Origin of the sequence: Streptomyces sp. AC1-42W, assembly GCF_003248355.1 — a bacterium.
Lineage (GTDB): Bacteria > Actinomycetota > Actinomycetes > Streptomycetales > Streptomycetaceae > Streptomyces.
Map to the genome: position 1 here is coordinate 2,527,896 of NZ_QKWY01000002.1, position 23,131 is coordinate 2,551,026.

At 68.5% G+C, this 23,131-nt stretch carries 19 protein-coding genes and 1 pseudogene; 12 read left to right on the forward strand and 8 right to left on the reverse strand.

Features of this window, described 5'->3' with window-relative positions:
• The first annotated feature begins 25 nt into the window (after positions 1–25).
• A complete protein-coding gene (locus DNK56_RS29305; RefSeq protein ID WP_111338790.1) occupies positions 26–922 on the forward strand; it encodes a phytanoyl-CoA dioxygenase family protein in 897 nt (298 codons plus the stop codon).
• Between the two features lie 123 nt (positions 923–1,045).
• On the forward strand, positions 1,046–1,594 hold the full coding sequence (locus tag DNK56_RS29310) for a hypothetical protein (RefSeq protein WP_146615266.1): 549 nt from the start codon (positions 1,046–1,048) through the stop codon (positions 1,592–1,594).
• A gap of 142 nt (positions 1,595–1,736) precedes the next feature.
• Here the strand turns inward: DNK56_RS29310 and DNK56_RS29315 are convergent, their stop codons facing one another.
• The 4 genes from DNK56_RS29315 to DNK56_RS29330 are packed head-to-tail and all read right to left on the reverse strand — an operon-like array spanning position 1,737 to position 7,109.
• Positions 1,737–2,531, reverse strand: a complete 795-nt coding sequence (locus DNK56_RS29315) for a TniQ family protein (protein ID WP_146610415.1) — start codon at positions 2,529–2,531, stop codon at positions 1,737–1,739.
• A 12-nt stretch (positions 2,532–2,543) separates the two neighbouring features.
• On the reverse strand, positions 2,544–3,182 hold the full coding sequence (locus DNK56_RS29320; RefSeq protein ID WP_111338793.1) for a hypothetical protein: 639 nt from the start codon (positions 3,180–3,182) through the stop codon (positions 2,544–2,546).
• Between the two features lie 28 nt (positions 3,183–3,210).
• Entirely contained in the window at positions 3,211–4,224 is a 1,014-nt protein-coding gene (locus tag DNK56_RS29325) for a TniB family NTP-binding protein (protein WP_111338794.1), read from the reverse strand.
• Positions 4,221–7,109, reverse strand: coding sequence for a TnsA-like heteromeric transposase endonuclease subunit (locus DNK56_RS29330; protein ID WP_111338795.1), 2,889 nt, complete (start codon positions 7,107–7,109; stop codon positions 4,221–4,223). The genes DNK56_RS29325 and DNK56_RS29330 overlap by 4 nt, the downstream gene beginning before the upstream one ends.
• A gap of 323 nt (positions 7,110–7,432) precedes the next feature.
• Between DNK56_RS29330 and acnA the strand changes: the two genes are divergently transcribed.
• Positions 7,433–10,150, forward strand: a complete 2,718-nt coding sequence (acnA, locus tag DNK56_RS29335) for an aconitate hydratase AcnA (protein WP_111338796.1) — start codon at positions 7,433–7,435, stop codon at positions 10,148–10,150.
• Positions 10,151–10,242: 92 nt separating this feature from the next.
• Here the strand turns inward: acnA and DNK56_RS29340 are convergent, their stop codons facing one another.
• The 3 genes from DNK56_RS29340 to DNK56_RS29350 form a co-directional block, all read right to left on the reverse strand.
• Positions 10,243–11,166 (reverse strand): FG-GAP repeat domain-containing protein, encoded by a 924-nt coding sequence (locus DNK56_RS29340; RefSeq protein ID WP_241990122.1) that lies wholly within the window; start codon positions 11,164–11,166, stop codon positions 10,243–10,245.
• A gap of 139 nt (positions 11,167–11,305) precedes the next feature.
• Positions 11,306–12,163: an FG-GAP repeat domain-containing protein gene (locus DNK56_RS29345; protein ID WP_111338798.1), complete on the reverse strand. Its 858-nt coding sequence runs from the start codon at positions 12,161–12,163 to the stop codon at positions 11,306–11,308.
• Positions 12,164–12,375: 212 nt separating this feature from the next.
• Positions 12,376–13,548, reverse strand: a complete 1,173-nt coding sequence (locus tag DNK56_RS29350; RefSeq protein WP_111338799.1) for an alpha/beta hydrolase — start codon at positions 13,546–13,548, stop codon at positions 12,376–12,378.
• 157 nt (positions 13,549–13,705) lie between these two features.
• Here DNK56_RS29350 and DNK56_RS29355 point away from each other — a divergent pair, with 157 nt between their 5' ends.
• From DNK56_RS29355 to DNK56_RS29385, 7 genes are all read left to right on the forward strand, one after another.
• The gene (locus DNK56_RS29355; RefSeq protein ID WP_241990197.1) at positions 13,706–14,599 is read left to right on the forward strand and encodes a LysR family transcriptional regulator; all 894 of its coding nucleotides are present in this window, start codon (positions 13,706–13,708) and stop codon (positions 14,597–14,599) included.
• A 161-nt stretch (positions 14,600–14,760) separates the two neighbouring features.
• Positions 14,761–15,405, forward strand: a complete 645-nt coding sequence (locus DNK56_RS29360) for a histidine phosphatase family protein (RefSeq protein WP_111338801.1) — start codon at positions 14,761–14,763, stop codon at positions 15,403–15,405.
• Positions 15,406–15,776: 371 nt separating this feature from the next.
• Positions 15,777–17,225, forward strand: coding sequence for an N-acetylglucosamine/diacetylchitobiose ABC transporter substrate-binding protein (gene ngcE, locus DNK56_RS29365; protein WP_111338802.1), 1,449 nt, complete (start codon positions 15,777–15,779; stop codon positions 17,223–17,225).
• Positions 17,226–17,264: 39 nt separating this feature from the next.
• On the forward strand, positions 17,265–18,188 hold the full coding sequence (locus tag DNK56_RS29370; protein ID WP_111338803.1) for a carbohydrate ABC transporter permease: 924 nt from the start codon (positions 17,265–17,267) through the stop codon (positions 18,186–18,188).
• Positions 18,189–18,201: 13 nt separating this feature from the next.
• Positions 18,202–19,128 carry a carbohydrate ABC transporter permease gene (locus DNK56_RS29375; RefSeq protein ID WP_111338804.1) on the forward strand — a complete coding sequence of 309 codons (927 nt, stop codon included), beginning with the start codon at positions 18,202–18,204 and terminating at the stop codon, positions 19,126–19,128.
• A gap of 187 nt (positions 19,129–19,315) precedes the next feature.
• Complete coding sequence (locus tag DNK56_RS29380) at positions 19,316–20,515, forward strand: ROK family transcriptional regulator (protein WP_111338805.1); 1,200 nt, start codon at positions 19,316–19,318, stop codon at positions 20,513–20,515.
• A gap of 58 nt (positions 20,516–20,573) precedes the next feature.
• Complete coding sequence (locus DNK56_RS29385; RefSeq protein ID WP_241990123.1) at positions 20,574–20,963, forward strand: hypothetical protein; 390 nt, start codon at positions 20,574–20,576, stop codon at positions 20,961–20,963.
• On the opposite strand, the gene tnpA is transcribed toward DNK56_RS29385, so the two are convergent.
• Positions 20,878–21,354: an IS200/IS605 family transposase gene (tnpA, locus tag DNK56_RS29390; protein WP_111338806.1), complete on the reverse strand. Its 477-nt coding sequence runs from the start codon at positions 21,352–21,354 to the stop codon at positions 20,878–20,880. The two genes, DNK56_RS29385 and tnpA, sit on opposite strands and share 86 nt — an antisense overlap.
• A 24-nt stretch (positions 21,355–21,378) precedes the next feature.
• Between tnpA and DNK56_RS29395 the strand changes: the two genes are divergently transcribed.
• Together DNK56_RS29395 and DNK56_RS29400 are read left to right on the forward strand one after the other, a co-directional pair.
• A complete protein-coding gene (locus tag DNK56_RS29395) occupies positions 21,379–22,536 on the forward strand; it encodes an RNA-guided endonuclease InsQ/TnpB family protein (protein ID WP_111338807.1) in 1,158 nt (385 codons plus the stop codon).
• Positions 22,537–22,616: 80 nt separating this feature from the next.
• A pseudogene (locus DNK56_RS29400) lies at positions 22,617–23,114 on the forward strand (ABC transporter permease subunit); the annotation flags it as partial.
• Between the last annotated feature and the right edge of the window lie 17 nt (positions 23,115–23,131).

The following is a 23,131-nucleotide window of genomic DNA, read 5'->3' on the forward strand; positions in this document are numbered from 1 at the left end:
GTACAGTGATCAACTGGAGACACGCATGACCAACGCGCTGGAACAGGCCGCTGCCGACTACGCGGAGCACGGCTTCGCCATCATTCGCAACGTCATCCCCGAAGACCTCCTCGAAGAAGCACGTGAACACGTCGACTGGCTCACGGCCAAGTACCCGCAACTACGTCCCGAGCACTTCCACCACCCTCTGATCCGCAACGACGCGTTCTGGGTCCGTCTTATATCGGACCCGCGGCTCGTGGACATTGGTGAGTACTTCCTCGGCCCCGACCTCGCCTGCTTCACCGCGCACTACATCTGCAAGCCGCCGTACGACGGCCAACCAGTGCTCTGGCACCAGGACGGCGCGTACTGGAAGCTTGCACCGATGAACGCTCTCACGGTGTGGCTGGCCGTCGACGAGAGCACCACCGAGAACGGCTGCCTGCGCATGATCCCCGGCAGCCACGAACTGCCCTTGTACGAACCGAACCTGCGCACCGACAAGCCCAACATGCTGTTCTCGGAAGCCGACGGCGGACTGGTACGCCAGTGGGCCGAGGAGCGGGGCATTGTCGACATCGAGCTGAACCCCGGGGACGTCTCGATCCACCACCCCCACCTGCTGCACTGCTCGGAGGCGAACACCTCACCGAAGCGGCGCTGCGGGCTGGACATCGGGTACATCGCCACCTCCACCCGCATCGAGAGCCAGGGGCTCTACCTGGATCCGGTCCTGGTGCGCGGCGAACCCGTCGAAGGTGTGAACAACTACCGTCCCCTGCCACGGTACTTGCCCGGCGAGACCATTACGTTCGCCGGCCACGAGACGTGGAACGACCGACCCGGCGTTACCTCCGCCTCCTCCTCCGCCGTCGAGACCCCCATCGTCACGACCGAGCGCATGATCGCCCGCCTGAAGGAAGGCACCGTCGCCCAGTGAACCCGGGACACGGGCACCGGGCGTGACCGTGTCCGGCGAGAGCGACGCCGCGGGACCTGGGAAAGGACCGAGCAGAGCATGCAGAGAGTTGTCTACCTGCGGGACCGGCCCGACGGCCAGCGGATGAAAGACGTCGTGTACGTCCATCCGCCGCGTTACAAGGGCGAGGAGTTCCAGAACCCCGCTGGACTGCCGCGCCCGGTGGTGCGTGGGCTGCCCTTTCCCTGGGTCACCCCCATGGGCGACGGTCAGCCGCTCTTCCGCGAGATAGAGCGGGTGAAGGCGGAGCTGTGCCGTCGACTCTGGGGCTGTCAGGTGTGCGGGAACGATCTGGGCACCACGGCGTGGGTGGCCCTTCAGGAGCCGCGGGAAGGGTCGGCGGTGGTGTCCTCCGCTGCCATCCATGCCGAGTGCCTACGGATTGCGGTGGACTACTGCCCCGTGCTGGGCAACCCGAGCATGGGCTACGTGTTCACGGAGGCGTACGACGACGACATCGTCGCCGTCTCCGACACATCACCGGACCGGAACCCGCATGCGCCCACGGCGCGGTGGCATCTGCGTCCGGTTGTCGAGACCTCGCGACCCGACCGGGTCCGCAGGTTCCATTCGCTTGCCGAAGTCAAATCAGCAGCCCGGGGGGCCGCCTCCCAAGAGACGGACCCCCGTTGACCTGCACGTCCGCAAGATCCGCGCCGTGGTGGCGTCTGGCTCCGCTCAAGGGTTCGCGGTGGGGCAGATGGAGCAAGGTGTCCTTCGTCGGGTTCTGCGTCGCGTCGCTTCGTGGGTGCGCCGCCCCGGCTGCTGGCGGCGGTCAGGGTTCGTGGGTCAAGTGTTCTTGGGTGAGTCGCTCCTTTTTGCGCCGGTGGTAGAGGTATGTGCGGCAGGTTGCTGAGCATGTGAGGCGTATCTGGTTCTTGCGCCCTGGCAGCAAGGGGCCCGAGCAATAGGCGCAGATCGTCGGCTGTTCTCGGGGCGGTGCCTTTGGATCGGGTGTCGGCAGTGGGGATTCGCCTCGCTCGATCCTGCGACGTATGTAGGCCCGATGGCTGCAGACCTTCGAGCACCAGCGTCGTCGGCTGCCGGGGCCGAGTGGCGTGCCGCACTCGTCGCAGGTGGGCTGGGCCGCCAGAGCTTCGGCCCGTTCGCGTTGCCGTTGCCGGTAGCCCTTCTGACGGCAGCCTGCCGAACACCAGCGACGCGTCTCTCCATGGACGGTGATGATCAGCTTCCTCCCGCAGAACTGGCAGGCCACGGTCTGCTGCCTGTTCGGCTTCGGGTGCCGTCGCCGGTAGGCCTTCTGCCGGCAGGCCTGTGAACAGGTCTGTTTGTGACTGATGCCGAGGGTGGGGTTGCCGCATTGTGCGCAGTGCGTGCGGTCGAGGATCTCGCGCAGGGCGTCGGGGTCACGGCCGGTCACGGCGGCCAGACGGCTCCAGCTGGGGTGACCGCGGTGCAGTGGCGGCTCGCAGAGAAAGCTCCGCAGGTGGTCGGCTTTGAGATGATTGGCGGCCGCCAGGCGCACGATGAAGGACCTCGCGCGTTCTCCGGCGATCGGACGGACCTGGATGGGGAGCCGGGCCAGCGGACGGTAGTCGGGGGAAGACATCAGCACGCGGTTTCAGCAGATCGGCGGGGTGGGGCCGCGGTAGCCAGTCCGCTGGTTACGGACGTAGGCATTGAGCGTGGAGAAGGAGATCGAGATGCCGTGGTCGTCCATGAGCGTCTTCCAGATGTCCTTTGCGCTGACGTCCTGCGTGATCATCGGGACGATGATGTGCCGGACCGAGGCGATGACCGGGGTTTTCCGGTAATGGCTCGGGCGTTCACGAGCGGGCGGCATCACGGCGGTCAGGGCCGCGCGGACGGTGCGCCGGCTGACGCCGTGCCGCTGGGCGAGGTGCCGTAGCGAGAGACCGGCTTCCGCGTCCTTGCGGATGGCTCGATAGAGCAGGTAGGTGCCCCTAGGCAGCCGCTGGTACTGGCCGGTGACGGTGGTCCGCCGACGGGGCACGATGGCGTCCGTCAGGGCCAGGTTGAGATGGTCGGCCGGATGGCCGGTGAGGGTGGATAGACGGTCGAGGCGGGGCTTTCCGGTCCAGTTGGGCGGGCCGCAGGCGATCGCGTGCAGGGCACTGGGCCGAAGGTGGTTGGCCTTGGCCAGGCGCCTGATGTAGGTCTCGGTGCTCTCGCCCAGGTGCGGGCGGACGCGCATGGGAAGCGGAGCCGCGGGACGTTCGTCGGCGGCGGGGGACGGCATGGCGGGGCGGTGCCTTTCTGCGTGGCGGTCAGCTCGATTCCGAACTGTGGTCGAGAGGGATCGCTTGGAGACTCGCCTTCGTGATCTTCTCGCTGCCGGTCAGGATCGCGTCCAGGGCGGCGCCCCTGATCAGGTGGGACAGCGAGCCGATCATGCCGCCGGTGCGGTCGTGCAGATAGCGGTCCAGGGCGGTGAGGCTGCCCATCTTGTGATCGTGCAGCCGCAGCGAGTCCTCCAAGGTGGCCACCAGCCCCTGCCACTCCGTGTTGTAGGGCAACGATGCGGTGGGGACGAGGGTGAAACGTCCGGCGATCTGCTCGCCGCGAGTGCCGTCGAACAGTCCCTTCCGTTCGACGTTGATCCCCGCGTAGACGAATGTGGCGGGAATGCGCTCGGAGAAGTACTTCAGGGTGTCGGAGACCTCGGCGCCGGACCTGGTCGTCAGCGAGATGTTGTGCAGCTCGTCGACGAGGACCAGGCCCACACGGGCGTCCGTGAGGACTCCGCAGACAGTTTCCAGGATGTCGGTGATGTTCGAGCGGACGCGGACCGGCAGGCCGAGGAAACGGGCGAACTCCACCGCCACCATCCGCGCCGTCGCGGCGGGCGGGACGGTGATGTAGACGACCGGGATGCGGTCGCTCACCCCGGGATGCCGTGCCCGGTCGAGGAGCTCGTGAGCCCGGCCGAGCTGGGTGATCGCGGTGGTCTTGCCCGTGCCGGCCGGACCAGAGACGAACAGCCCGCGCCGGGCGCTGACCGCGTGCCGGTTCAGCAGGACCAGACGGCGGCCGCAGGTGACGGTGTGCTGGACGGTTGACGTCGCCACCACCAGCAGCCGGGTGTGATGGTCCAGGCGGTCCTCGTCGTAGCGGGTCAGCTCCGCCGGGCTGAGTGCGGCCCGCTCGGCCGCACTCAGCAACGCGGGTATGACGGGCTGATCGTCGACGAAGGACCGCCAGCCGGACAGGTTCGTCAGATGCCGTTCAGGCTCCCGCGGGCCGTTGGCGAAGGGGACGAGCGGGTCGTGCGATGTGGTCATGAACGCTTCCAGGGATCGGCGAGAGGATCGAACAGGCCCAGCGGGATCACCTTGGCCAGCGGCGCCTCTTCCTCCGATGCCTCGGGTTCAGGGACCGGGTCGGGCTCGGCGGCAGGGGGCGGCGTAGGAACAGGAGGGGTGGCCTTGGTGCGGGCGGCGACCTGCTTGTCCCGCCGCGTACGTTTCTGCGGCTTGCCCGGCCCGTCCTGCTGCGGTCCGGCGTGGGCCCGTGTCAGTAGAGCCGCAGCCGCCTGAGCGATCTCTTCCTCGGTGCCCTTGGGCAGGCCCTGGGCAGCGTGGTCCCAGGCCAGTTCACCGAAGGGAACCGGGGTGTGACGCAGGTGCTTCCAGGTCGCCTCGATCCACTCGCCGTCGCCGTGGTGGTTGCGTACCCAGATCCGGGAAATGTCGTAGGGGTCATGATGGACCTCCCACAGCCCCTTCTTCTCCGCGACACCGGAATGCTGACGGCGGATCAGGCCCGGCGCGTCGTAGGTGCGGCGCTTGATCCTGATGCCGTAGTCGTTCACCGCCCGCCAGGTTGAGGGCAGCAACTCGACATAGTCCTCGGCGCTCAGAGCCACCGGAACGTAGCCGCAGGCCTCGATGAGCGCGGCGTACTTCTCGTTCGGCGTGAACGACCGGCCCGGGTGCAACGGGTCACGCAGACCGTCGTGTTCGCGATTTTGCCACGCCGAAACGAGCCATTCGTCGAGAAGCTCCTGCAACTCCGGCAGGGACCACAGCGGCTGCTTGTCCAGGCGGCGGCCGCGGTGGTCGGTGCTGCGGCCGGTGTAGCCGGCGACGAACTGCGCGAAGAGCGTGCCGACGGAGTCCAGCATCTTCTCCACGTGCCCCTTCTGGAACGGGGACGCCTTGTGCGTGGGCTGGAAATCGATCTCCAGGAAACGGCAGGACGCCTTGAAGTTCCGAGAGATGAACACCTTCCCGTGGTCACAGACGATCATTTCCGGCACGATCACCGGCTTCGCCGCCGCGTGCTCCAGGTGCTCGTCGACCTCCAGCAGCCGACGGTAGGGCAGCACCGACCGCGACATCCGCAGGGCCTCCACCCAGCCCGGACGCATCACCTCGGGGGTGAGCGCGCGGGCCAGCAGCACGCTCGCGTCGACCGACTTCGTGGTGGGCCGCAGCACCGCCGCGGGAACGGTCCTGGTCGCGACATCGACCATGCCGGTGAGCTCGACCTTGCCCACCACGCCGTCGTCCAGGCGGACCAGCACGTCCAGCGGGGTGGAGTCGATCTGCACCACCTCGCCCGGCGCGAACACCGTCCACTGCCCGAATGGCGTCTTCGCCCCATGCGCGCGTGAGCGGCGGTTGCGGGCCGTCGCCGACACGGGCTTGCCGTAGGTCAGTTTGGACAGCAGCCGGTAGAGCGTCGACTGCGACGGCAGTTCCACCGTCTCGCCGTTCTCCCGCAGAATCTCGCCGGTCCGCCAGATGATATAGGTCCCGGTCCGGGTGGAGTCGTCGACGCCCTCCTTGATCGCCTGCCGCATGGCCTCCACCACCGCGTCGGGGACCGTCCCGAACTGCGGCTTCTTGCGCACCGGTCGGCGGTCGGCGAGCCCGAGCAGTCCCTCGGCCCGGTAGCGGCGGCGGAAGTTGCCGACCGTACTCACGCTGACCCGATAGCCCGCGGCCGTCAGCTCGGCCGCCTTCGCCCGCTCCCGCGCGGTCAGCGAATGACGGGCCGGATCGTACTCAGGCCGAGGACCGGCATCCTCACCCCGGTTCGGATCGACGCCGTGCAGGACCTCCAGGATGTGGCCTTCCCACCACAGAGCCTTCTCCCGCGCGTGCTCCGGAAGCGCCTCCAGCAGCGACACCGGCGGCAGCGGCAACCGCCCCGCACTGCCCAGCACTTCGAAGCCCTCATCGCCCAGCAGCACCGCCAGCGGGACCTCCCGCGGCACATCGCCCTCACCGGCCAGCGTCACCGCGATCGCGGACACCGCGAGCACCGCCCGCACCTGGCCGGCAAACCGCACCCGATCGCCCACCCCGACAGTCGCCGGCCTCGACAGCCTGCGCATCCGGCTCCCTTCCCCACGCGTGTCCCGTCTCGGACGCAGCAGTCCCAAGCCCTGCTCTGCCCGCTGCAGCCCGACGACAGAACCCTCCACCGTGTGCACCACCGTGCCACTGCTCAGCAGAGCCCCACCAAGGTCAGCGTGAAGGGTCCCCGCCCAGAGCAGATGGAACAGCGCGGGCAGGACACGCAGGACATCCCCGGCCTCCTCGACCCCGGCCCGCAAACCCTGAGGCCGCCGGAAGACCTCCACCAGTCGCTCGACGACATCGGTCTCACGACCACACCGCCCGTGCCGGTATCGGGCCAGCCACCGCACGTTCGCCATGAACACCGGATCCGGGACACCGACGTGCGAAAACTCCCACCCCGCCGCCGAGCAGGCCCGCTCGGTCGCGGCGAACGCCTGCGCGGTCCGCTCGTCGACATCGTCCTCGGCACGGACATCGACCACGCGGGCTCGTCCGTCGGCCAGCCGTACGAAGTAGTCCGGCGCGTGCCGCCGCTTCGCTTCCTCCTCGCGCCAGTGCAGCCAGAACGGCTGTGAGGCGATCCCCACCACATCCGGCGCGAAGTCCAGCAGAATCAGCCGGTCCCGCTCCAGCCACGACTCGTAGCCCACATGGCCGCCCGTGGTCACCGCGTAGTACCAGCCGGCGAAGCTGCGATCCCCCTTGTTCCACCGGAATCCGCGTACGGGCGGTACGTCCTCGAACCGGATACTCCACCCCGAGCCCAGCGCGGTGCGACGACGCTCGCCGCCATCGTAGAAGTCCAGGTCAAAGGCGCCCAGCGCAGGATCGCCGTACGCGTGTACCGGTTCCCCCACCGTCTCCCCAGGCAGCCAGACCTAAACGATCACTCAACCTTCGGTGAGAAAACCTAGCGGTCACCAACCTTCGGTGACAATGCTCAACCTTCACTGCGAGGGATCACCGGGGCTCCCGGACATGACCCGTCAGCGGTCATGTACTAGAGTTATCTCGACATCGAGATATATGCCGAAGGCGCACAGCGGGCACCGTTCGGTAAGGGTTACCTAACTAAGCCTTACCTTAGCGGATGGTCCGGTGGTCCGAGGCGGCACCACGCGGCGCCCGCCGTGGTGAGGCGCGGCGCGGAGTTACGCGCACATTGATGAAGGAGACTGTCGTGTCGGCGAACAGCTTCGACGCCCGCAGCACGCTGCGCGTGGGCGACGAGTCGTACGAGATCTTCAGGCTGGACAAGGTCGAGGGCTCCGCGCGCCTCCCCTACAGCCTCAAGGTCCTGCTGGAGAACCTGCTCCGCACGGAGGACGGCGCGAACATCACCGCCGACCACATCCGCGCGCTCGGCGGCTGGGACTCCCAGGCGCAGCCCAGCCAGGAGATCCAGTTCACGCCGGCCCGCGTGATCATGCAGGACTTCACCGGTGTGCCCTGCGTCGTGGACCTCGCCACCATGCGCGAGGCCGTCAAGGAGCTCGGCGGCGACCCGGAGCGCATCAACCCGCTCGCCCCCGCCGAGCTGGTCATCGACCACTCCGTCATCGCCGACAAGTTCGGTACGAAGGACGCCTTCGGCCAGAACGTCGAGCTGGAGTACGGCCGCAACAAGGAGCGCTACCAGTTCCTGCGCTGGGGCCAGACCGCGTTCAGCGAGTTCAAGGTCGTCCCGCCGGGCACCGGCATCGTCCACCAGGTCAACATCGAGCACCTGGCCCGTACGGTCATGGTCCGCAACGGCCAGGCGTACCCCGACACCCTCGTCGGCACCGACTCGCACACCACCATGGTCAACGGCCTCGGCGTCCTGGGCTGGGGCGTCGGCGGCATCGAGGCCGAGGCCGCCATGCTGGGCCAGCCGGTCTCCATGCTCATCCCGCGCGTCGTCGGCTTCAAGCTGACCGGCGAGCTGCCCGCCGGCACCACCGCCACCGACCTCGTGCTGACCATCACCGAGATGCTCCGCAAGCACGGCGTCGTCGGCAAGTTCGTCGAGTTCTACGGTGAGGGCGTCGCCGCCACCTCGCTCGCCAACCGCGCCACCATCGGCAACATGTCGCCCGAGTTCGGCTCCACCGCCGCGATCTTCCCGATCGACGACGAGACGCTGAACTACCTGCGCCTGACCGGCCGCGACGCCAAGCAGGTCGCCCTCGTCGAGGCGTACGCCAAGGAGCAGGGCCTCTGGCTCGACCCGGCCGCCGAGCCCGACTTCTCCGAGAAGCTGGAGCTCGACCTCTCCACGGTCGTCCCCTCCATCGCCGGCCCGAAGCGCCCGCAGGACCGCATCGTCCTCGCCAACGCCAAGGCCCAGTTCGCCCAGGACGTCCGCAACTACGTGGACAGCGTGGACGAGGCGGGCAAGGAGTCCTTCCCGGCCTCCGACTCCCCGGCCATCGGCGCCGCGGGCCCGACGAACCCGGTCCCCGTCACCGCCCCCGACGGCACCACGTACGAGCTGGACCACGGCGCCGTCACCGTCGCCGCGATCACCTCCTGCACCAACACCTCGAACCCGTACGTCATGGTCGCCGCCGCGCTCGTGGCGAAGAAGGCGGTCGAGAAGGGCCTGACCCGCAAGCCGTGGGTCAAGACCACCCTGGCGCCGGGCTCGAAGGTCGTCACCGACTACTTCGACAAGGCGGGCCTCACCCCGTACCTCGACAAGGTCGGCTTCAACCTCGTCGGCTACGGCTGCACCACCTGCATCGGCAACTCCGGCCCGCTGCCGGAGGAGGTCTCCAAGGCGGTCAACGAGCACGACCTGGCCGTGACCTCGGTGCTCTCCGGCAACCGCAACTTCGAGGGCCGGATCAACCCCGACGTCAAGATGAACTACCTGGCCTCCCCGCCGCTGGTCGTCGCGTACGCCATCGCCGGTTCGATGAAGGTGGACATCACCAAGGACGCGCTCGGCACCGACCAGGAAGGCAACCCGGTCCACCTGGCCGACATCTGGCCGACCGAGGCCGAGGTCAACGACGTCGTCGCCAACGCCATCGGCGAGGACATGTTCAACAAGTCCTACCAGGACGTCTTCGCGGGCGACGCCCAGTGGCAGGCCCTGTCGATCCCGACCGGCAACACCTTCGAGTGGGACGCCGAGTCCACCTACGTGCGCAAGCCCCCGTACTTCGAGGGCATGACCATGGAGACCGTGCCGGTCGAGGACATCACCGGCGCCCGTGCCCTGGCCAAGCTGGGCGACTCGGTCACCACCGACCACATCTCCCCGGCCGGTGCGATCAAGGCCGACACCCCGGCCGGCCAGTACCTCACGGAGCACGGCATCGCGCGCCGCGACTTCAACTCCTACGGCTCGCGCCGAGGCAACCACGAGGTCATGATCCGCGGTACGTTCGCCAACATCCGCCTGCGCAACCAGATCGCGCCGGGCACCGAGGGCGGCTTCACCCGCGACTTCACGCAGGACGGCGCGCCGGTCTCGTTCATCTACGACGCCTCGCAGAACTACCAGGCCGCCGGCATCCCGCTGGTCATCCTGGCCGGCAAGGAGTACGGCTCCGGCTCGTCCCGCGACTGGGCCGCCAAGGGCACCGCGCTCCTCGGCGTCAAGGCCGTCATCGCCGAGTCCTACGAGCGCATCCACCGCTCGAACCTCATCGGCATGGGCGTCCTGCCGCTCCAGTTCCCGGAGGGCGAGACCGCCGAGAGCCTCGGCCTGACCGGCGAGGAGACCTTCTCCTTCACCGGCGTCACCGAGCTGAACGACGGCACCACCCCGCGTACGGTCAAGGTCACCACCGACACCGGCGTCGAGTTCGACGGCGTGGTCCGCATCGACACCCCCGGTGAGGCGGACTACTACCGCAACGGCGGCATCCTGCAGTACGTGCTCCGCAGCCTGATCCGCAACAAGTAAGGGCTACGGCGTACGAAGAGAGGGCCGCATCCCCGGTGTCGGGGATGCGGCCCTCTCACGTGCTCATGTCCCGTGAGGGACCGTCACACGGCTCAGAACAGGAACTTGTAGCTGTTCCAGCCGCTCGTGCCGACCAGCTTCTTGGACTTGTACGGGGCGGTGGCGTTGCCGGTGCCCTGGTACAGGTACAGCTCGCCGCCCTTGCGCGCGAGCAGGTCGGTCTTGCCGTCCAGGGTGATGTCACCCGTCGACACGAGGGTGTCGTACTGGTTCCAGCCGCTGCCGATCCTGGTGCGCTTGGCGAACGGGGCCTTCTGGTTGCCGGTGCCCTTGTAGAGCCACAGGACGCCGGCCTTGTCGCGGGCGACGATGTCGTTCTTGCCGTCGCCGTTCAGGTCGCCGTTGCCGGCGATCTGGGTGTAGATGTTCCAGCCGTAGCCGGCCTTGATGCGCTTGGTGACCTTGCCGTCGCCGTACCCGAGGTAGACGTACAGGTCGCCCTTGGAGTCGACGGCGAGCATGTCACCGGCGGCGGCTCCACCGATCTGGCCGGGGGAGACGATCTTCTTGTAGATGTCCCAGCCGTAGCCGATCTTGACGGCCGAGGAGTCGAACTTCAGGTAGCCCATGTCCCCGTTGTTCTCGCGGAACCAGAGACCGTCGCTCTCACCGTCGACGCCCTCGGCGTCCCGGTGGTCGACCTGCATCATCGCGGAGACGCCGAACCAGTTCTCGCCCCTCTGGACGCGCGCCGTGAGGCCGCCCTTGCCGTTCGGGCCGTACGCGTACGCGAGTCCGGCCGAGTTGACGGCGTAGAGCGAGAAGTACGGGACGGGGACAGAAGCGGCGGCGCTCGCGGGAGCGGCTGCCGGCTGGTTCTCCGCCGCGCCCAGCGTGGGCTGCGGGGCATCGGCTGCCACGGCGGAGGTGCCGGTGGCGACGAGGGCGGCGGTGAGCGCCGCGGCTGCCGCGCGAGCGGCTATGCGCACGGGGCGCCGGCCAGTGGTTTTGGCCACAAGTACTCCATGGATCGTGAAGTGGGAGGCGGCCCGCCGCACATGGGCGGCGGACCACCGATTCACCCGAATCGTGTCACGATTCAGTATTCGAATCTTTCACGTTTCGTCATGGGCCTGTAACCGAACCGAACCGGGCTCAGAAGAAGAGGCGGTACGTGTTCCAGCCCGAGGTGCCGATGCGGGCCTTCGGCTTGTACGGGGCGGTGGCGTTCCCGGTGCCCTCGTACAGGTACAGCTCACCCTTCGCGTTGCGCGCGACCAGGTCGGTGATGCCGTCCATGGTCAGGTCGCCCGCGCCGAAGAGGGCGTTGTACTGGTTCCAGCCGCTGCCGATCTTCGTACGCTTCTTGTACGGGTCGTGCTGGTTGCCGGTGCCCTGGTACAGCCACAGGACGCCGGCCTTGTCGCGGGCGACGATGTCGTTCTTGCCGTCGCCGCTCAGGTCGCCGTTGCCCGCGATCTGGGTGTAGATGTCCCAGCCGTAACCGACCTTCAGGCGCTTGGTGACCTTGCCGTCGCCGTAGCCCAGGTACAGGTACAGGTCGCCCTTCTTGTCGCGGGCGAGCAGGTCACCGCCCCCGGCGCCGCCGAACTGACCCACCGAGACGACCGTGTTGTAGATGTCCCAGCCGTAACCGACCTTCTTCGCCGGTTCGTTGTCCTCGTAGTACCAGATGTTGCCCGAGGTGCCGAGCTGCCAGCGGCCGTCCGCGATGCTGTCCGCGTCGTTGTCCACCAGGCCGACGAACGCGAGGCCCGTCATGCCGGTCTCGAACTGGACGCGCGACGAGATGGTGCCGTCACCCTGCGGCACATAGGTGTACGCGGTGCCGGCGCTGGTGAGGCCGTAAAGGCCGAACATGGGTGCGTCGCCGACTTCGGCGGCGGAGGCGGTGGCGGCGGAGGCGCCGGTGGCGACCAGGGCCGCGGTTATCGCGGCGGCGGCGAGACGGGGCACAGCCCGTCCGGGCCGACGGCCAGAGATCTTGGCCACGTGTGTTCTCCATGGATGATGGGACGAGGCGTGACGCGCCGCGGGATACGGGGACACGCCACGGAATTGAGGGTGATCCTTTCACGAGTCCCCCACGTCTCCAAGGGTTTGGCGAAATGCGGCCACCACCCGGCCTTCGCCCCGATATACGGACACCCGCGGCGTTCGCGGGTACTCCACTGACACGGACCGGCCGCACCGGGCGGTGGCCGTTACGCCCGGCGCGCCCGCTCCCGCGATCTGACCCAGGCGGTGAACGCCTCGACCGCGTCCACCACCGCTTCGAACCGCGGCGAGTGGTACAGGTCGAAGGCATGGTGGCCGCCCCGCAGCTCGGCGTACACGACCGGGTTCGCGGAGGCGGCCCGCAGCCCCTCGACCACCTCCCGGATGCCGGCCACCGGCACCAGCGGGTCCAGATCGCCGTGCGCGACGAACATCGGGGGCGCGTCCGGCCGGGCGTGGCCCAGCGGCGACGACTCGGGGCCCTGGTCCCAGTACGAGCCCAGGAAGCCGTTGAGGACGACGACCCCGCTGACCGAGGTGTCGGCGTCCTCGAACCCCGGCTGGAACGCGGGGTCACCGGCGGTCAGCGCGGCGATCGAGCCCATGTGGCCGCCCGCCGAACTGCCCGCGACGAACACGGTCGAGGCGTCCGCCCCGTACTCGTGGGCGTGCTCCCGCGCCCAGGCGATCACCCGCTTCAGGTCGATCATGTGCTCCGGGTGCCGCACCTGCGGCTTCAGCCGGTAGTTGGCGCTGATGGTGACCCACCCCCGGCTCGCCAGCCGGTGCAGCAGCGGGAGGGACTGGCTGTTCTTGTGGCCGCCGCTGTAGTGGCCGCCGTGCATGTGGATCAGCACCGGCCCGCCCTGTGGCCGGGCGCGGTGGTGGTACACGTCCAGCAGATTGCGGCGCCCCGCGTCCCCGTACGACAGATTCGCCACCCGCCGCACGCTCCGGTGGCGCCGCAGGATCGGCAGGAACACGATCCGCGCCCACGGCGGCCGGCGGCGCAGCCCCCGGGCGTGATCCGCGTCGATCGAGGCGCGCCAGCCCTGGCCCAGCTCCTTCGTCATCGCCCGCTCGATCCGCTCCCGCTCGCCCGACGCGCGGTGGGCGACGACCGCCAGGCCGGGCACGGTCGCGGCGGCCGGCGCGACGATCGCCCAGGCGCCCGGCGAGTCCAGGACGTCGTCCTGGGCGAAGGCCATCGCCGTGGGGACCAGCAGCATCCAGAAGAAGACGGCGTACGGCAGCTCGTTGGCGGCCAGGCCGAAGAAGTAGGAGGGGCGGCCCAGCGGACGCTCCCAGGGCACCGGCCACAGCGCGCACAGTGTTCCGATCGCCGCGACGGCGACGGGGATCAGATATCCGACGGGCACGGTACCTCCCAAAGACGGCAGCCGGTACTGCCCGCTCGCCCACCCCCGGCCGGGGGCGGCCCGACCAGTCTTCCCCGGCCCGCCCCGGTCATCAACGACCGTCCTGGTAACGTCCTTTGACTCTGGGCTAAAGAATCCGGGGGCCGCGCGCGTGGAGATGCGGGAGATAGAGATCTTCCTGACCCTGGCGGAGGAGCTGCACTTCAGCCGCACCGCCGAACGGCTGGGCGTGAGCCCCGGCCGGGTCAGCCAGGCGGTCAAGAAACAGGAACGGCTCATCGGCGGACCGCTGTTCGACCGCACCACCCGCACCGTGCGCCTCTCGCCCCTCGGTGAACAGCTGTACCGGGCCCTGGAACGCGGACACCGGCAGATCACCGAGGGCATCGAGGCGGCCAGGGCCACCGCCCGGGGCACCAGGGGCACCCTGACCCTCGGCACCATGGGCCCCTACTCCCTCCAGATCGAGAGGACGCTGGAGCTGTTCCGCGCCCGCCACCCCGACGCCCGCGTCCGGCACCGCGAGATCCAGCCCGCCTCGCCCCTGGACCTGCTCCTGTCCGGCGACGTGGACCTGGTGTACGTGTGGCTGCCCGTCGAGGAGCCCGGACTGACCGTCGTCCCGACCGCGCACGTCTCCGAACTGCTCCTCATGGTCGGCGCCGGGCACCCCTTCGCCCGGCGGGAGTCCGTCTGCCTGGAGGACTTCGGCGACTGCGCCGTGGTCGAGGGCGGCTCGATCCCCGCCACCATGGAGGAGGCCCTGAACCCCCGCCGCACCCCGTCCGGCCGCCCGGTGCCCCGGGGGCCGCGCGTCACCACCTGGCAGGAGGCGCTCAGCGTGGTCGCCTCCGGCCAGGCGGTCGCCGCCGTGCCGGCCGAGACGCCCCGCTTCTACGCCTGGCCGAGCCTGGTCTACCTCCCCATCCGCGACGCGCCGCCCTGCCGGTGGGCCCTCGCCTGGCGCACCGCGGCCGCCACCCCGCTCATCCGCGCCTACGCCGGGGCGTCGGCCGACGCCGACCGCTTCCGCGACGACCCCCGCGCGTAGCCGTACCGGATCAGGCACGACCCCCGCGCGCAGCCGTACCGGATCGCCCGCCGGGCGCGCCCCGCGCCGTGCGGCCCGGCCGGAATGGGATCGTGGGGCGGCGGGTTCGCACCCGGCGACACGCGTGAGCGGTTACGGCACTGAGAGCGGACGGCCTTCACATGGGCGAACTGATCCTGATCCGGCACGGCGAGACCGCGTGGTCCCGCGACGGGCGGCACACCAGCCACACCGACCTGCCCCTGACCCCCCTCGGCGAACGCCAGGCCCGCGCCCTGGCCCCGCTGCTCGCCGAGCGCTCCCTCGCCCTCACCCTCGTCAGCCCGCTCGTCCGGGCGCTGCGCACCGCCGAGCTCGCCGGGCTCGCCGCGCCCCGCGTCACCCCGGAGCTGCACGAGTGGGACTACGGCGGCTACGAGGGCGTCACCACGGACGAGATCCACCGCACCCGGCCCGGCTGGAACCTCTGGACGGACGGGGTGGCGGCCGGGCCCCCGGAGCATCCGGGGGAGACCCCGGCCCAGGTCGGTGAGCGGGCCGACCGGGTGCTGGCGCAGGTGGCCGACGCGGCGGCGCGGGCCGGCGACCGGGACATCGCGCTCGTCGCCCACTCGCACTTCCTGCGTGTCCTGACCGCCCGCTACCTGGGGCTCGGCCCGGCCGGGGGCACCTTGTTCCAGCTGGCCACGGGCGCGGTGTCGCGGCTGGGCCGGGAACACGGCAACCCGGTCGTCACCGCGTGGAACGTCGCGCTGCCGCAGAGCCTCTTCCCAGCGACGGCCCACAAGGACCCGGAACACTACTGACGAGTTGATTGGACTGGACCAATGGTGGTCTTCAACGGAACCGCGCCACAAGGAGATCGCCCGTCCGGGCGGCACGGCGCCACCCTAGGTCTCAAGTAGGGAAAGACTCTTTCGTAAGTCCGCATTCGATCTTGCGTAGTTGACGAGAAGTGGACTATACCTGTCGGCGTCCGCATAGCCGAGGTAGTCGGCGGCGGTCCAGGGGGAATCGGAAGCGGTCCGTGCGAACGAGTGCGCGGCGCGCCGGAGGCTCCCCGTGGCCAGAATGATCCAGCTTCAACTGACCGCGGTGGCGGGACCCTTTGCCGAGGCACATTCTCGCTGGGCGACCGGTACACCGCCTGAGTCCTGGAGAAGGCGAGGACTTGAGCATGGGAACCACCTCCGCTCACGGTAATGAGGGTCTCGGACGCCGTGATCTGATCAAGCGGTCCGCAGCCATTGGGCTGATCACCGTGCCGACGATGAGTCTCCTGACGAGCTGCGCCACCGGTGGCGGCGGCAGCGACGAGAAGAAGACCAAGGCGCCGGCCGGCAAGACCTCCGCCACCAACCCCCTCGGCGTGAAAAAGGGCCTGGCGCTCGAAGCGTTCATCTTCAAGGGCGGTCTGGGCGACCAGTACGCCAAGGACGCGGAGGCCGACTACAAGTCGACGTACGGGGCGACGGTCAAGCACACCGGCACCCAGCAGGTCGGCCCGAAGCTGACCCCGCGCTTCGCGGGCGGCAACCCGCCGGACGTCATCGACAACTCCGGCGCCGACCACCTCAACATGAACAAGCTCTCCGACCAGGGCCAGCTCCAGGACCTGAAGGCGCTGCTCGACGCGGGCTCCATCGACGACCCGGCCAAGAAGGTCCGGGACACGATCCACCCGAGCACCCTGGAGAAGGGCCTGCACGGCGACACGTTCGACGTCCTGTACTACGCCTTCACCATCTACGGCACCTGGTACTCCCAGAAGCTGATGGAGTCCAAGGGCTGGGAGTACCCCAAGTCCCTCAGCGACATGGTCAAGCTCTGCGGCGAGATCAAGAAGGAGGGCATCGCGCCCTGGACGTACGCGGGCAAGTACCCGTACTACGTCCACTTCAACCTCTTCGCCCAGATCGCCAAGATCGGCGGCATGGACGCCTGGATGGCGATCGACAACCTTGAGCCCAACGCGTGGACGAAGAACGACGCGGTCAAGGAAGTCATCGAGCACTACGAGGAGTTGGCCGCCAAGAAGTACTTCCTGGAGGGCAGCCAGGGCCTCACCCACATCCAGTCCCAGACCCAGTGGACCAAGGGCAAGGCCGTCTTCATCCCGAACGGCTCCTGGGTCGAGAACGAGGCCGCCCCGACCACCCCGGAGGACTTCGGGATGGCGGTCGGCGCGCTCTTCGACGGCACCGGCGACAAGATGCCGCACGGCTCCCTGCGCGCCGAGCCCAGCGAACCGTTCATCGTGCCGAGCAAGGGCAAGAACCCGGTCGGCGGCATGGAGCTGCTGCGCATCATGCTCTCCAAGAAGCACGCGCAGAACTTCGCCACCAAGGTCAAGTCCCTCACCTGTGTGATGGACGCGACCGAGGGGATGAAGCTGTCGCCGGGCCTGGCCTCGGCCAGCTCGGTCTTCAAGGAGGCCGGCACCAACCTCGTCAGCTGCCAGCTGCAGGAGTGGTACCCCGCCCTGACGGACGAGAAGATGGGCGGCCTGACGGGCCAGCTGCTCACGGGTGACCTCAAGGCGTCCGACTGGATCAAGAAGACCCAGGAGGCGGCCGACAAGGTCGCCCAGGACGACTCGGTCGCCAAGTTCAAGCGCACTTCCTGAGCTGCGCCCCGAAACCGAGGAGAAGGGCCGGGAAAGACCATGCAACACGGCAAGTACCGATTCGTCGCGGGCTTCCTGGCCCTGCCTCTGATCGTCTACGCGATCTTTGTGATCTCACCTTTCGTCCAAGCGTTCCAGATCTCGATGACCGACTGGTCGGGACTGGTCGGGACGGCCGAGTTCGTCGGGCTCGACAACTTCCAGCGACTCTGGGAGAGCGACGAATTCTGGAATGCGCTGCGCCACAACATCTACATGCTCGCGCTGATCCCCGTGATCACGCTGGGAATGGGCCTCTTCTTCGCCTTCATGCTCAATGTCGGCGGACGGCGCAAGAAGAACGAAGTGGTCACCGGGGTGGCCGGTTCCAAGTTCTACAAGTTCGTCTTCTTCTTCCCCCAGGTCATTTCCATCACGATCATCGCGGTGATCTGGTTCAACATCTACAACCCGGACCCGCACGACGGAATGCTCAACTCGTTCCTGGGGACCGTGGGGCTCGACTCGCTGCAGAACGCGTGGCTGGGCGAGAAGAGCATCGCGCTCTGGTGCATCAGCGCCGTCATGGTGTGGAGCAACGTCGGCTTCTACGTCGTGCTCTTCTCCGCCGCGATGGCCTCGATCCCGCGCGAGATCTACGAGGCGGCGCTGCTGGACGGCGCCGGCCGCTTCGACACCTTCTTCAAGATCACCGTCCCCCTGCTGTGGGACACCGTGCAGACCGGCTGGGTGTACATGGGCATCATCGCGCTCGACGCGTTCGCCCTGGTGCAGATCATGTCGGTCAACATGGGCGGGCCGGACGGCGCCACCGACGTCATGCCGCTGCGGCTCTTCCAGACGGCCTTCCGCGACAGCCAGTTCGGCTACGCCTCCGCCATGGGTATCGCGATGCTGATCGTCACGATGGCCTTCGCCGTGCTCACCATGCGCTTCGCGCGGCGTGAGCGAATCGAGTTCTAGGGGTTACGGGCGCATGACGATCGACGAAACCGAGGCCGTGGCCAAGCAGGACCCGGCCCCGACGGGGACGGCCCGGCCCGTACCCGCCAAGCGCAAGGGCGGCGGCGAGGGCGGTGTCCTCAACGTCTTCTCGCACGGCATGCTGGTCGTGTGGACGCTGATGGTCGGCGTGCCGCTGCTGTGGGTGCTGTGGAGCGCGTTCAAGGACAGCAACGGCATCCTCACCGACCCGTGGGGCCTGCCGACCTCGCTGCACTGGGAGAACTGGTCCAACGCGTGGAACGACGCGCACATGGGCCGCTACTTCATCAACACCGCCATCGTGGTGGGCGGTTCGGTCACCGGCACGATGATCCTCGGCTCGATGGCCGCGTATGTGCTGGCCCGGTTCCAGTTCCCGGGGAACAGGTTCATCTACTACCTGTTCGTGGCCGGCATGTCCTTCCCCGTGTTCATGCTGGTGATCCCGCTCTTCTTCGTCCTGCGGGACTTCCCCGGCGGCTCGCTCCTGGCGACCTACCACGGGCTGATCCTGGTCTACATCGCCTACTCGCTGCCGTTCACCGTCTTCTTCATGACGGCGTTCTTCCGCACGCTGCCCGCCTCGGTGGCGGAGGCGGCGATGATCGACGGGGCCTCGCACACCCGTACGTTCTTCCAGGTGATGCTGCCGATGGCCAAGCCCGGCCTCATCAGCATCGGCATCTTCAACTTCCTGGGCCAGTGGAACCAGTACCTGCTGCCCATGGTGCTGGACCAGGACGAGGACAAGTACGTCCTCACCCAGGGGCTCGCGATGATCGCCCTCCAGCAGGGCTACGACAACGACTGGGGCGCCCTCATGGCGGGCATGATGATCGCCATCATCCCCGTCCTGGCCGTGTACGCGATCTTCCAGCGCCAGGTCCAGGCGGGCCTCACCGCCGGCGCCCTCAAGTAGGCGTTCACCTCTCGAAACCGGAAACCGCCCGTCGGCTCGGCCGACGGGCGGTTCTTCGTGCTGCCCGGCCCCGGCGCGGCGGTGGCGTGACCCGGGACCGCCCGCGCTCAGGTCTTGACGGGGAGTACCCCAAAACGGTCAGCTTGGAGTTCACATGTTGGAGAATAGGGCAGGAGTGAGTGAGTCGATGGAGACTCCCGGGTCGCAGACGTCTCTGCATCGCGCCAACCTTGAGCGGGTCGTACGCGCCGTACGCATGGCGGGTTCGCTCACCCAGGCGGAGATCGCGAGGAGTACGGGCCTGTCCGCGGCCACGGTCTCCAATATCGTTCGCGAACTGAAGGACAGCGGCACGGTCGAGGTCACCCCCACCTCCGCGGGCGGCCGGCGCGCCCGCAGCGTCTCGCTCAGCGGGGACGCGGGCATCGTGATCGGCGTCGACTTCGGCCACACCCATCTGCGCGTGGCCGTGGGCAACCTCGCCCACCAGGTGCTCGCCGAGGAGTCCGAGCCGCTGGACGTGGACGCCTCGTCCGCCCAGGGCTTCGGACGGGCGGAACAACTGGTCAACCGGCTGATCGACACGACCGGGATCAGCCCCGGCAAGGTCATCGGAGTGGGGCTCGGCGTACCCGGCCCGATCGACGTGGAGTCCGGCACGCTGGGCTCCACGTCGATCCTGCCGGGCTGGACGGGCATCAACCCCGGCGACGAGCTCTCCTCGCGCCTGGGCGTACCGGTGTACGTGGACAACGACGCCAACCTCGGCGCGCTCGGCGAGCTGGTGTGGGGGAGCGGCCGGGGGGTCAAGGACCTCGCGTACATCAAGGTCGCCGGCGGCGTCGGCGCCGGTCTGGTCATCGACGGCCACATCTACCGGGGCCCCGGCGGCACCGCCGGCGAGATCGGCCACATCACCCTGGACGAGTCGGGCCCGGTCTGCCGCTGCGGCAACCGCGGCTGCCTGGAGACCTTCACGGCCGCGCGCTACGTCCTGCCGCTGCTCCAGCCCAGCCACGGCCCCGATCTCACCATGGAGCGGGTGGTCCAGCTGGCCCGCGAGGGCGATCCGGGGTGCCGGCGGGTGATCGGTGACGTCGGGCGGCACATCGGCAGCGGTGTCGCCAACCTTTGCAATCTCTTGAACCCGAGCCGGGTCGTGCTCGGCGGTTCGCTGGCGGAGGCGGGCGAGTTGGTCCTCGGACCCATCCGGGACTCCGTGTCCCGGTACGCCATCCCCAGTGCGGCGCGGCAGCTCTCGGTGCTGCCGGGGGCCCTGGGAGGACGCGCGGAGGTGCTGGGCGCGCTGGCCCTCGTACTGAGCGAGATGGGGGATTCGACCCTTCTGGAGAACGGCACGCCCGCAGCGACCCCTGCCTTCACTTAGAGAACGGATGGCACCGTTGTCATCTCGTTAAGGATTTACTCCTTGACGTCTATTCGTCGTGACCCTGGCGGGCTTCCTGGGCTGGGTCGGCATGCAGACCCGGGTGATGGGCGACAAGTCCACCATCACCACCCCGCTCGGCAGCTTCGTCCGCGACCTGACCAGCTACTACTTCGGCGACATCGCCGCCGCCCACGGCCTCGCCATCGCCGTGATCGCCGCCTTTTACCTGGCGCGGCTGCGCGACTCCCGCCGCCGCAGGGCGGCCGAGCTGCCGCACCGCCCGCAGAGCGAGATCATCCTGCGCACCGTGCTGCTCGCCGCGTACGGGTCAACGGTATCCGGCCAGGAATCCCAGCCATTCAGGGCTTGGGAGGAATGGCTTCTCCGGGCTGCTCCGACGCCCGCTCTGCAGCGGGCGTTTTTTGCTGCTCGATGTACTCCTTGATGACAGACAGCGGGGCTCCGCCGGCGGAGGCGGCGAAGTACGAGGGCGACCAGAAGTGCTCGCCCCACAGGTGCCGGCGGATGTGGTCGGCGTACTCCTTGCGCAGGTAGTGCGCGGACACGCCCTTGAGGGAGCCGACCAGGGTGGAGAGCTTGACCTGCGGTGGGTAGTGGATGAGCAGGTGTACGTGGTCGCGGTCGCCATTGAACTCGCGCAGCTCGGCGTTCGCCTTGACGCACACCTCCCGCATGATCTCTTCGCATCGGGTCAGGATCTCGTCGGTGAAGACGCCACGCCGGTACTTCGGGACGAAGACCAGATGCACGTGGAGGGTATGGACGACGCTACGACCCCTGCGAATGCCGGGGTTTTGTTCCCATCGTGGTGACATAGACACGATGCTACGATGACAGCCATGAAGATCGTCGTGCAGGTTCGCCTTATGCCGACGCCCGAGGTGGCGTCGGCACTTGAGCGCACCCTGCGCACGGCGAACGACGCGGCGAACCGGCTGTCCGGCCAGGCGCACGAGCGGGGCGAGTTCTCCCGCAAGGCGTTGCAGGGCTTCGCCTACCGCGACCTGAAAGACCGGGGCCTGTCGGCTCAGCCCGCGCTGCATGTACTGCGGAAGACCGCCGACGCCTACACCACCCTGCGCGCCAACGTCCGCGCGGGGAATCTCGGCAAGCCGGGGTCGAAGCGCCGGGCCAGGGCCGAATCGAAGCCGATCAGCTTCCGCCCTGACGCGGCTCAGCCGTATGACAACCGGTGCCTCAGTTGGCAGGTCGATGAGCGGACAGTGAGCATCTGGACCACCTCCGGACGTATCCGGGGCGTACGGTTCGCCTGCTCCGGTCGGGCCCGTGAGCTCCTGGCCGAGCACCGCAAGGGTGAGTCCGATCTTGTCCACCGCGACGGCATGTGGTTCCTCATCGCCACGTGCGAGATTCCCGAGGCCGAGCGGTACGATCCGACCGACTTCCTCGGTGTGGACCTCGGCATCGTCAACATCGCCACCACCTCGGACGGCAGGATCCACGCCGGACGCGGGCTGAACCGCTACCGCAAGCGTCAGCTCGCCCTGCGGGCCAAGCTCCAGAAGAAGGGCACCAAGTCGGCCAAGCGGCTCCTCAAGCGGCAGTGCCGCAAGGAGCGGCGCAAGGCGACCGAGGCCAACCACATCATCGCCAAGCGCATCGTGACCGAGGCCGAACGCACCGGGCGCGGAATCGGCATGGAAGACCTTGCCGGTATCCGCCAACGGGTACGGCTCCGCAAGCCCCAACGGGTCGCGCTGCACTCCTGGGCCTTCGCCCAGCTCGGACAGTTTGTCGAGTACAAGGCGCGTCGCGCCGGTGTTCCCGTGCTGTTCGTCGACCCCGTCCACACCTCCCGCATGTGCGCGGAGTGCGGGTACACGGACAAGCTGAACCGTGTCTCTCAGGGACGGTTCGCGTGCCGGTCGTGCGGATTCGTTGATCACGCCGACCACAATGCCTCCCGCAACATCCGCGCACGAGCGTGGAAGCTGTGGCGAAGCGGGGCGGAGTCACACGCCCCCGCACCCTCATAGGGTGCTGGACGGAGGAGCCCACCCGGCAGCCAGTCGGGCGCTACCTCCAAGCCCGGCCCCTCGTAGCCGGGTAGTTGACCCAGGAGCAGGGCCTCCCGCTCTCCCTGGTGATCTTCCTCGCCATCCTGGTCGTCACCGACTTCATCCTGCGCCGCACCACCTACGGCCGTCAGGTCTTCGCGGTCGGCGGCGGCATCGAGGCGGCCCGCCGGGCCGGCATCAACGTGTCCTGGATTCGCATCTCGGTGTTCGCGATCTCCGGCACGCTCGGCGCGGTCGGCGGCCTCTTCCTGGCCTCCGCGACCGGCGGCGCCGACCGCTCCCTCGGCGGCGGCAACCAGCTCATGATGTGCATCGCCGCGGCCGTCATCGGCGGTACGTCCCTGTTCGGCGGACGCGGCAAGGTCTGGTCCGCGCTGCTGGGCATCCTGGTCATCCAGTCGATCGTCCAGGGCCTCAACCAGATGGACCTGTCGTCGAACGCGATCCAGTACATGATCACCGGCGCGGTGCTCCTCATCGCCGTGATCATCGACTCGGTCTCCCGCAAGACCCAGAAGACCGCAGGCCGCGCCTAGGGCCTGTCGTCAAATTG

What these genes read in the sequence shown, in the direction of transcription:
- DNK56_RS29305 (WP_111338790.1), top strand. Translation starts at nt 26, where the DNA reads ATGACCAACGCGCTGGAACAGGCCGCTGCCGACTACGCGGAGCACGGC.
- DNK56_RS29310 (WP_146615266.1), top strand. Translation starts at nt 1,046, where the DNA reads ATGAAAGACGTCGTGTACGTCCATCCGCCGCGTTACAAGGGCGAGGAG.
- DNK56_RS29315 (WP_146610415.1), bottom strand. Translation starts at nt 2,531, where the DNA reads ATGTCTTCCCCCGACTACCGTCCGCTGGCCCGGCTCCCCATCCAGGTC.
- DNK56_RS29320 (WP_111338793.1), bottom strand. Translation starts at nt 3,182, where the DNA reads ATGCCGTCCCCCGCCGCCGACGAACGTCCCGCGGCTCCGCTTCCCATG.
- DNK56_RS29325 (WP_111338794.1), bottom strand. Translation starts at nt 4,224, where the DNA reads ATGACCACATCGCACGACCCGCTCGTCCCCTTCGCCAACGGCCCGCGG.
- DNK56_RS29355 (WP_241990197.1), top strand. Translation starts at nt 13,706, where the DNA reads ATGCGGGAGATAGAGATCTTCCTGACCCTGGCGGAGGAGCTGCACTTC.
- DNK56_RS29360 (WP_111338801.1), top strand. Translation starts at nt 14,761, where the DNA reads ATGGGCGAACTGATCCTGATCCGGCACGGCGAGACCGCGTGGTCCCGC.
- ngcE (WP_111338802.1), top strand. Translation starts at nt 15,777, where the DNA reads ATGGGAACCACCTCCGCTCACGGTAATGAGGGTCTCGGACGCCGTGAT.
- DNK56_RS29370 (WP_111338803.1), top strand. Translation starts at nt 17,265, where the DNA reads ATGCAACACGGCAAGTACCGATTCGTCGCGGGCTTCCTGGCCCTGCCT.
- DNK56_RS29375 (WP_111338804.1), top strand. Translation starts at nt 18,202, where the DNA reads ATGACGATCGACGAAACCGAGGCCGTGGCCAAGCAGGACCCGGCCCCG.
- DNK56_RS29380 (WP_111338805.1), top strand. Translation starts at nt 19,316, where the DNA reads ATGGAGACTCCCGGGTCGCAGACGTCTCTGCATCGCGCCAACCTTGAG.
- tnpA (WP_111338806.1), bottom strand. Translation starts at nt 21,354, where the DNA reads ATGTCACCACGATGGGAACAAAACCCCGGCATTCGCAGGGGTCGTAGC.
- DNK56_RS29395 (WP_111338807.1), top strand. Translation starts at nt 21,379, where the DNA reads ATGAAGATCGTCGTGCAGGTTCGCCTTATGCCGACGCCCGAGGTGGCG.